10 protein-coding genes are annotated in these 8,988 nt (G+C 71.9%); 5 read left to right on the forward strand and 5 right to left on the reverse strand.

The genetic code is table 11. The annotated features are described in order from the left end of the window. The first annotated feature begins 30 nt into the window (after positions 1-30). Genes AC6EH9_RS03500 through AC6EH9_RS03510 form a run of 3 tightly spaced genes read left to right on the forward strand, consistent with a single transcriptional unit; the run spans position 31 to position 2,017 of the window. A complete protein-coding gene (locus tag AC6EH9_RS03500) occupies positions 31-966 on the forward strand; it encodes a 1,4-dihydroxy-2-naphthoyl-CoA synthase (protein WP_498420582.1) in 936 nt (311 codons plus the stop codon). Between the two features lie 12 nt (positions 967-978). Next, positions 979-1,281, forward strand: a complete 303-nt coding sequence (locus tag AC6EH9_RS03505; RefSeq protein ID WP_498420584.1) for a DUF4333 domain-containing protein — start codon at positions 979-981, stop codon at positions 1,279-1,281. Positions 1,282-1,327: 46 nt separating this feature from the next. After that, a complete protein-coding gene (locus tag AC6EH9_RS03510) occupies positions 1,328-2,017 on the forward strand; it encodes an NAD-dependent deacylase (RefSeq protein ID WP_498420585.1) in 690 nt (229 codons plus the stop codon). Positions 2,018-2,066: 49 nt separating this feature from the next. On the opposite strand, the gene AC6EH9_RS03515 is transcribed toward AC6EH9_RS03510, so the two are convergent. Next, entirely contained in the window at positions 2,067-3,581 is a 1,515-nt protein-coding gene (locus tag AC6EH9_RS03515) for an ATPase (protein WP_498420587.1), read from the reverse strand. 89 nt (positions 3,582-3,670) lie between these two features. On the opposite strand from AC6EH9_RS03515, the gene AC6EH9_RS03520 reads away from it, so the two are divergent. Then, positions 3,671-4,291: a CPBP family glutamic-type intramembrane protease gene (locus AC6EH9_RS03520; protein WP_498420589.1), complete on the forward strand. Its 621-nt coding sequence runs from the start codon at positions 3,671-3,673 to the stop codon at positions 4,289-4,291. Here the strand turns inward: AC6EH9_RS03520 and AC6EH9_RS03525 are convergent. After that, positions 4,264-5,241 carry an NAD(P)H-binding protein gene (locus AC6EH9_RS03525; protein ID WP_498420591.1) on the reverse strand — a complete coding sequence of 326 codons (978 nt, stop codon included), beginning with the start codon at positions 5,239-5,241 and terminating at the stop codon, positions 4,264-4,266. The two genes, AC6EH9_RS03520 and AC6EH9_RS03525, sit on opposite strands and share 28 nt — an antisense overlap. Positions 5,242-5,368: 127 nt before the next feature. Here AC6EH9_RS03525 and AC6EH9_RS03530 point away from each other — a divergent pair, with 127 nt between their 5' ends. Then, complete coding sequence (locus AC6EH9_RS03530) at positions 5,369-6,139, forward strand: hypothetical protein (RefSeq protein WP_498420593.1); 771 nt, start codon at positions 5,369-5,371, stop codon at positions 6,137-6,139. Positions 6,140-6,215: 76 nt separating this feature from the next. On the opposite strand, the gene AC6EH9_RS03535 is transcribed toward AC6EH9_RS03530, so the two are convergent. From AC6EH9_RS03535 to AC6EH9_RS03545, 3 genes are all read right to left on the reverse strand, one after another. After that, entirely contained in the window at positions 6,216-7,388 is a 1,173-nt protein-coding gene (locus tag AC6EH9_RS03535; protein ID WP_498420594.1) for a zinc-dependent alcohol dehydrogenase, read from the reverse strand. Beyond that, the gene (locus AC6EH9_RS03540) at positions 7,385-8,344 is read right to left on the reverse strand and encodes an SRPBCC family protein (RefSeq protein ID WP_498420595.1); all 960 of its coding nucleotides are present in this window, start codon (positions 8,342-8,344) and stop codon (positions 7,385-7,387) included. Before AC6EH9_RS03540 ends, AC6EH9_RS03535 begins: the two co-directional genes overlap by 4 nt. Positions 8,345-8,565: 221 nt before the next feature. Then, the coding region (locus AC6EH9_RS03545) for an HNH endonuclease (RefSeq protein ID WP_498420597.1) at positions 8,566-8,988 on the reverse strand (423 nt) is incomplete at its 5' end.

Genomic DNA, 8,988 nt, shown 5'->3' on the forward strand with positions numbered 1-8,988 from the left:
GCTGTGTTCCAGTGTCGGTAGCCTGCCCGCATGAGCGCCATCGACGGGGTGTCGGAGATCTTCGACGCCGAGGCCTGGGACACCGTGCCCGGCTTCGAGGACCTGACCGACCTGACCTACCACCGGGCCAAGGCCCACGGCACCGTCCGGGTGGCCTTCGACCGGCCGGACGTGCTCAACGCGTTCCGCCCGCACACGGTCGACGAGCTGCTGCGCGTCCTCGAGCACGCGCGCACCTCCAGCGACGTCGGCTGCGTGCTGCTGACCGGCAACGGGCCCGGCGAGCGGCACGGCAAGTGGGCGTTCTGCACCGGCGGCGACCAGCGCATCCGCGGCCGCTCGGGCTACCAGTACGAGGTGGGCACCGAGGGCGGGGTCAACGACGCGCGCACCCCGGCCGACCAGGCCCGGCTGGGGCGACTGCACATCCTCGAGGTGCAGCGCCTGATCCGGTTCATGCCCAAGGTGGTCATCTGCGTCGTCAACGGCTGGGCGGCCGGCGGCGGGCACAGCCTGCACGTGGTCTGCGACCTGACCCTGGCCAGCGCGGAGCATGCGCGCTTCAAGCAGACCGACGCCGACGTGGGCTCCTTCGACGGCGGCTTCGGCTCGGCGTACCTGGCCCGGCAGGTGGGCCAGAAGTTCGCCCGCGAGATCTTCTTCCTCGGCGACGAGTACTCCGCCGAGGACATGCACCAGATGGGCGCGGTCAACAAGGTGGTGCCGCACGCCGAGCTGGAGAAGGTGGCGCTGGAGTGGGGCGCGAAGATCAACGGCAAGTCGCCCACCGCCCAGCGGATGCTGAAGTACTCCTTCAACCTCATCGACGACGGGCTCGTCGGCCAGCAGCTCTTCGCGGGCGAGACCACCCGCTTGGCCTACATGACCGACGAGGCCGTCGAGGGACGCGACCAGTTCCTGGAGAAGCGCGACCCCGACTGGTCGCCGTTCCCTTGGTACTACTGAGACGATGGGGCCATGTCGCCCCACACCCGCGCCGGCCGCGTCCTGGTCGTCCCGCTGGTGCTCCTCGCGGTGGCCGGGTGCGCGGAGAGCGCCGTCACGCAGCGCGACCTCGAGGGGCAGATCGACGAGCTCTTCACCGAGGAGACCGGGCAGGAGGCCGAGAAGGTGACCTGCGAGGACAACCTCAAGGCCGAGGAGGGCGCCACCCAACGCTGCACGATCACGACCGCGGCCGGCTCGATCGACGTCGACGCCGAGGTCACCTCCGTCAAGGGCGAGACGGTGAGCTTCGACATCACCGAGGTCGCGCAGTAGCGCTGCCGCGCGTCACCGCCCGCAGCAGGGGTCCTATCCTCGAGGGGTGAGGATCGTGGTGCTGACCGGCGCGGGCATCTCCGCCGAGAGCGGCGTGCCCACCTTCCGCGACGGCGACGGGCTCTGGGCCGGCCACCGGGTGGAGGACGTCGCGACGCCGGAGGCCTTCGCGCACCAGCCCGAGGTCGTCAACGGCTTCTACGACGCCAGGCGCCAGGCGCTGCAGGTGGTGGAGCCGAACCTCGCCCACCGGGCGCTGGCGCGCCTCGAGCAGCACCTCGACGGGGACCTGCTGGTGGTGACCCAGAACGTCGACGACCTGCACGAGCGCGCCGGGAGCCGCCGGGTCGTGCACATGCACGGCGAGCTGCACTCGGCGCGGTGCCTGGCCTGCGACGGACGGCACCGGTGGGCCGAGGACCTCGCCCACCGCCCGCCGTGCCCGGACTGCGGGCTCTCCGAGCTGCGTCCCGACATCGTGTGGTTCGGCGAGATCCCCTACGACCTCGACCTGATCGAGGAGGCGCTCTCGGACGCCGAGCTGTTCGTCTCGATCGGGACCTCCGGCGCGGTCTACCCGGCAGCCGGCTTCGTCCGGGTCGCGCGCGAGTACGGCGCTCGGACCCTCGAGCTGAACCTCGAGCCGAGCGAGGGCACCCACCTCTTCGACGAGGCCCGTCACGGCCCCGCCGGGTTGTTGGTGCCGGCCTGGGTGGACGAGGTGCTGGCGGGCTGATCCCCGCCGGCACCTCGCCACCCGTGGCGGTGCCTGTGCTTGCGGCGGCTCAGACGCCGCGGGCGACGGCTGCGGCCGCAGCCAGCCAGGCGCGCTGGGTCTCGGCGCGCAGGGCCCCGAAGTGGATCACGCCCGACTTCAGCGCGGGGTCGAACGGGATCCGCACGACCTCGCGCACCAGCGGCGCGAAGTCACGGGCGATCCGGTCCATGTTGGGGTCTCGCCCCGGGGTGCGCTGGGAGACGATCAGCACGGCGTTCTGCGCCAGCCGACGGCAGTGGTCGTCGCGGCTCGCCAGCGCCTCGAGCATCAGCGCTCCGGCCTCGGGGGTGTCCTCCACGTTGGTGCACGGGACGACCAGGGTGTCGGCGTGCTTCATCATCGTGCGCCAGTTGGGCGCCCGCTCGCTGTTGCCCGAGTCCATCACCACCAGCCGGTAGTAGCGCGAGGCCACCCGGTAGATGTCGTCGACGTCCTGGGCGGAGACCACGTGGTCTCCGGCCACCGACTGGTCCGACCAGAGCACGTCGTACTTGTCGTCGGGCTGGTGGTGGGTGAAGTAGCTCATCTCCGCCGACTGGGCCGTCGTGGAGAGCAGGTCGTCGACCCGGGGCAGCAGGTCCAGGACGGTCGCCTCGTGGTTGGCGCGCTGGGTGCGCCAGGCCAGCGACCCGCGCGTCTCGTTGTTGTCCCAGGCCAGCACGCCCGCGCCGCCGTAGCGGGCGAAGACGGCGGAGAGCATCACGGTGGTGGGCGTCTTGTTGGCCGACCCCTTGCCGTTGGCCACCGCGATCACCCGCGGGCCGGGCCAGTGCTGGGAGACCGCGGCGACGTCGTCGCGGAAGGCCTGCTCCTTGGGGCCCGGCTCGAGTCGCATGCCCACCCGGTTCAGGGCGCCGCGCCAGCCCTGGGCCGCCGGCTGGACGGCCGGTCCGGCGGTGATGAACGACGGTCGGGTGGAGCGGTGCACGCTCCCCACGGACCCCGCTGCCGGCAGCTCGGCGCGCCGCTGGCCGGGCTCCTGGACGGCCTGTGGGACGGCCTGCGGGGCTGCGTGCTGCGCGGGCTGGACGGGCTGCGGGTTCGGCGGGGGCGCGGGCTGCGGGGCGGCCTGCGGGGCAGGCTGTGATGCGGGCTGGGGCACCGGCTCGGGTGCCCGCTCGGGTGCCGCGGGCCGCTCGGTCGGCGGCGTCGGGGCGGGGTCTCCCAGCGGGTCGGTGAGCGGGTCGCCGAGCGGGTCGGGCACCGGCTCCGGCGGGGTCTGGCTCAGCCGGGGAACGGGCCAGTTCGTGTCCGGGGTCCGCTCGTCGTAGTACCAGCCGTCGGGGGTCACCACCAGGGAGGTGGGCAGACCGTCGGGGCCGGTGGTGCGCACGCGGAACGGCTGGGCGGAGTCGGGGCTTCCGGCCAGGTCCCACAGGAAGTTGAGCGCCTTGTCCCGGGCGTCGGCCAGCCCGGGGGTGTTGGCGAAGACGTGCTGGGCGCCGCGCGCCTGCACCTCGACGCTTCCGTCGGCCCGGAAGGCCGCGGAGACGTGCTCGTTCTCGGTGTTCAACTCGGTCATCTGCGCTCCTTGTTCAGCGACGGCTCATGACCGTCCGCGGAGGTTCTTCCCTCGGGGCACCGATGTATGCGTGCCCCTAAACTCGCGGCATGCTCAGCCGGCAGCGGGTGACCACGGTCGTCTTCATCTCGATGGGAGCGGCTCTGCTGGCGTTCTCCCTGCGGCTCGAGCCCGGGGACTGGTGGTTCTACCCGTCCACGCTGGCCCTCGCGGTGCTCTGGACGGTGGGCTCGTTCGCCGCCGGTCCGGTGCATCTGGGCAGGATGGGCAACGAGCCCTCCGGGCGCCGGCCGGTGGTGCTGCCGCTGCTGACCGGGCTCGGCCTGGTCGTGCTGTTCGTGCTGGGCGCGCTCGTGGTGCGCGAGGTCGACTTCCTCAGCGACGCGGTCGGCGACGTCGTCGAGCACGCCGAGCAGGGCTCGCTGACGGTGCTGCTGGTGATCACGCTGCTCAGCGGCCTGGCCGAGGAGCTGTTCTTCCGCGGTGCGGTCTACGACGCGGTGCCCCGGCACCGGGTGCTGGTGACCACCGTCGTCTACTCGGTGGTCACGCTGCTGACCGGCAATGTCATGCTCGCCTTCGCGGCGGTGCTGCTCGGCGCCGTGGCCGGCTGGCAGCGGGAGCGGACCGGAGGGGTGCTGGCGCCGATGATCACCCACGTGACGTGGTCGGTCAGCATGCTCTACGCGCTGCCGCTGCTCTTCCCCTGATCCTCCCCGCCGCGGGTGGCCGCCTCCTGGGCGACGTCGCGCCCGGTGGCCTCGGCGCGGCGGTCGGCGAGGGCGCGTCGTACCGCCTCGGCGTAGGACTGGGTGGGCCCGGGCACGACGTCGCGGATCGAGGGGTCGTGCACGATCACCTCGGTGTCCATCGAGTCGATCAGGTTGCGCCCGGTGGTGACGTCGACGTCGGTGACCAGCGCCAGCCAGTACGACGAGAGCCGGGGGGTGAGCACCGGGACCGGCACGATCGGCACCGAGGTGCCCCGCTCGGCGCGGGCGGCCACGCGGAGCATCTCGAGGTACGACATCTGCTCGTCGCCGCCGATCTCGAAGACCCGGTCCAGGGCGTCGGGGTTGTCGAGCACGCCGATCAGGTAGCGCACCACGTCGTCGAGGGCGATCGGCTGGGTGCGGGTCCGGGCCCAGCGCGGCACGACCATCGCGGGCAGGTTCTTCACCAGCTGGCGGGTTATCTCCCAGGAGATGCCGCCGTGACCGACGATGATCGCCGCCCGCAGCACGGTCACCGGGACGCCGGCCTCGCCGAGCAGCTGCTCGACCACGCGCCGCGAGCGCAGGTGGGCGGAGAGGGCCTGGTCCTCGTCGCCGAGGCCGCCGAGGTAGACGATCTGGCGCACGCCGTGCGCGCTCGCCGCCTCGCCGAAGGCCCGCGCGGCGGCGGCGTCGCGCTCCTCGAAGTCGGGGGAGTCCAGCGAGTGCACCAGGTAGAAGGCGAGGTCGGCGTCGGCAAGCGCCTCCGCCAGCGTGGCGGGGTCGTCGACGTCGCCGTACACGGCGGTGCCGGCCCCGGCGTAGGCCTCCGGGCGGCGCGTCATCGCGCGGACGTCGTAGCCCTGCGCGGTCAGGGCGGGGGCCAGGCGGCGCCCGATGAACCCGGACGCTCCCGTGAGCAGGACGCGCTTCGCTGAGTCGGCCATGGCCTACCTGTTGCCCAACGGGGGTCACCTCATGTGCACGACGGCGACGGCGATGGCGCGGCCGGCACCCTGGACGGCCCTGCGGGCACCTGTGATCTCATGAGTGGACCGACCCAGGAGGAATGACGTGACGTACAACAGGCGCACCAGGCTCGCCGCAGCCGTGGCTGGAGCCGTGATGCTGACCGCGACCGCGGGTTGCGGTGGCGACGACGACGGCGGCAAGGGCACGTCGGGCGAGTCCTCGGCCGACGGCTTCGCCGACAAGTCGGTCGACGAGATCCAGAAGGCCGCGCTGAAGGACATGGGCGCGCTCGAGTCGGTACGGATGGCCGGCGACATCACCAACGACGGTGGCGAGATGTCGCTGGACCTCCAGCTCAACACCGACGGGGACTGCTCGGGCACGATCGCGATGGACGGTGCCGAGGCCGAGATCATCGGCGTCGGGACGGACTCCTACCTGAAGGGGACCAAGGAGTTCTGGTCGCTGAGCATGGGCGGGGGCAACGACGAGCAGGCCGCCGCCATCGTCCAGATGATCGGCGACAAGTGGGCGAAGGTCCCCGACGGCGGGTTCACCGAGGTCTGTGATCTCGACGCGTTCCTGGACAACCTCGAGGACGGCGAGGAGTCCGACTCCGCCGACGACAAGGGCGAGGTCGTCGGCGAGACCGACGTCGACGGCACCCCCGCGGTGGAGATCAAGTCCGAGGAGGACGGCGAGACCACCACCGTCTGGGTCGGCAGCGAGGAGAACAAGCACTACATCCTCAAGATGGAGGTGACCGGCGGCGACGAGCCGGGCGAGTTCACCTTCTCGGAGTTCGACGAGCCCATCGACGTCGAGGCCCCCGCGGACGACCAGGTCGTCGACCTGGCCAACATGGGCGGCTGAGGACCCCGCCAGCTCTCACGACCGACGCGAGCGGCTCAGCCCCGACGGGCTGAGCCGCTCGCGTGCTTTCGCTGGCTCAGGGGTGCAGCACGATCTTGGTGCAGTCGTCGCGCTTGTGCTTGAACATGTCGTAGGCCCTCGGCGCCTCGGCGAGCGGCATGTGGTGGCTGATGATGTACGTCGGGTCGATCCGGCCCTCGCGGATGTGGCCGAGCAGCGGCTCCAGGTAGCGGTGCACGTGGCACTGGCCGGTCTTCAAGGTGAGCGAGCGGTTCATGACCGAGCCGATCGGGAACTTGTCCATGAAGCCGCCGTAGACGCCCATCACCGAGACGGTCCCGCCGTTGGCGCAGGCCAGGATCGCCTCGCGCAGCGCCTGCGGGCGCTCGGTCTGGGTCTTGGTGAGCTGCTTGGCCTTGTCGTAGACGTGCACGGCGGTGAGGTCGGTGTGGGCCTCCATGCCGACCGCCTCGATGCAGTGGTCGGGGCCGCGGCCGCCGGTCAGCTCGCGCAGCTCCTCCAGGACGGAGGTCTCCTCGTAGTTCAGCGGGTGGGCCCCGGTCCGCTCCGCGGCGAGGCGCAGCCGCTCGGGGATCCGGTCGATGGTGATCACCTTCGACGCCCCGAGCAGGTAGGCGCTCATGGTCGCGAACTGGCCGACCGGGCCGGCGCCCCACACCGCCACCACGTCGCCGGGTTGGATGCCGCACAGCTCGGCGCCCATGTAGCCGGTGGGCAGGATGTCGCTGAGGAACAGGACCTGCTCGTCGGTCAGGTCGTCGTCGATCCGGATCGGGCCGACGTCGGCGAACGGCACCCGCACGTACTCGGCCTGGCCGCCCGCGTAGCCGCCGAGCATGTGGGAGTAGCCGAAGATCCCCGAGGGGGAGTGGCCGAGCATCTTCTCGGCCATCCCGGCGTTGGGGTTGGAGTTCTCGCAGATCGAGGTCATCCCGCGCCGGCACGGGGCACAGGCGCCGCAGGCGATCGGGAACGGCACGACCACGCGGTGGCCCGGGCGCAGGTTGGTGATGCCGCGGCCGACCTCGACGACCTCGCCCATGAACTCGTGGCCCAGGATGTCGCCGGGCTCCACAGTGGGGATGTAGCCGTCGTAGAGGTGCAGGTCGGAGCCGCAGATGGCGGTCGAGGTCACTCGCACGATCGCGTCGCGGTCGCTGAGGATCTGCGGGTCGGGCACCTCGCGCACGTCGACGCGGGCGGGTGCTGTCCAGGTGACTGCCTTCATCGGTGAGCCTCCGTCGCGCAGCAGGTCGAGGGGTTCTTGAGAGGCTGGGCCGGTCGCTGGCCGACCTGGTGGCGGGCGTCGGTGCCGTGCGGGAGTCCGTCGGAGCGGACCACGTCGCCGGTCTCCAGGACCTGCTTGAGACGACGCAGGTCGTCGCGGACCTGCTGCTCGGGCTCCTCGCCGAGGAGCTTGGCCACCATCCTGCCGACGGCGCCGCCGGGGACGTCGTAGTGCAGCTGCACGCGCACCTCGGTGCCGCGGTCGCCGGGCGCGGGCGCGAAGTGGACGGTGCCGGAGTTGTCGATGTCGGCCTTCTTCAGCGACTTCCACGCGATCCGGCGGGGCGGCTCCTCGCTGGTGATCTCGGCGTCCCAGCTGACGGACTTCTTGATCGGGGCGGCCGCCACCCAGTGCGACCTGCGGCCGTCACCGTCGACCTGGACCTCGAGCAGGTGACGCATGAAGGTCGGCAGGTTCTCCAGGTCGCGCCAATAGGCGTAGACCTCCTCGATCGGCCGGTTCACGGTGACCGTGGCCTTCACCGAGAGCGGGCCCGGGCGGCCCGGGCCGTGCTGGCGGCGGCTGCGCGTGGCCCGGCGGGCGGCGTACAGGTCCAGGGCGGCGATCCCGGCGACCGCCGACGTGGCGACCAGCACGCGCGTACGTCGGGCGCCGGTGCGCGCGGAGGCGGCGTGGCCGAGGACGGCGAGGTCGAGGGCGTCGCCCGCCACCCGGGTCCACACCATGCCGGGGGGACCGAGCAGCAGCGCGGCGGCGTGGGTCAGCTCGCGGTAGCCGACCATCCGCATCACCTCGGGCGCGGTCCGGGAGTCGTCGATGCCGACCAGGCGCGCCATCGTGTCCGTGGAGGTGAGCATCGGTACGCCGAGTCCGATGCTCGCGAGGCCCAGGAAGCGGGTGAGCCTCCGCGTCGAACGGTCGGGACGGTCGGTCATGGCGAACCTCCTGGGCCGGTCGATGGTGGGCGCTGGTACCCGCCGAACCGGGGTGGCATGCCATCGCGGTGGTGTGCCCTGGGTGGTGGATTTGGTGGGTTTGGTGGGTGGGGTCCGTCGGTCAGGGGCCAGACGTGTCGGGGGGTTGGCGGGGGCTGTGTGCCCCGGACGTGCCGCTGGCCCCGCCGGGTGGTGACTGGGCGGGGTGCGGGGCGGGGAAGCTACTGGTCGGGTGGAGGCAGGTCCGACGCGGCCGGGATGGGGTGCGGATTGTCGCGTCGGCGGTCTCGGGAGACGTCGAGGGTGCCGGTGTGGTCGCGGAGGTATTGGTAGCCCTGGGGGCTGGTCCACAGATAGGTGCCCGGGTCGAGGGCGGTGTAGGTCCAAGGGCTGTGGGTCTTGTGGCGGTGATGTCGTCGGCACAGCGGGGCCAGGTTGCAGGAGCACGTGGTGCCGCCGGTGGCGTGCTCGCGGATGTGGTCACAGTCGGCGCGATGCTGCTCTGGGGTGAGGCGTCGGGCTGGTCGGGTGCACCAGGGGAAGACACAGGTGTGCTCGATGAGGGCCAGGCGTTCCACGAGGCGGTCGGGGGTCTCGTAGGCGTTGACGTGGACGTGGTCCTCGAGGTCGATCACCGGCTTGAC

It is taken from the genome of Nocardioides sp. Z21_20, from assembly GCF_059766585.1.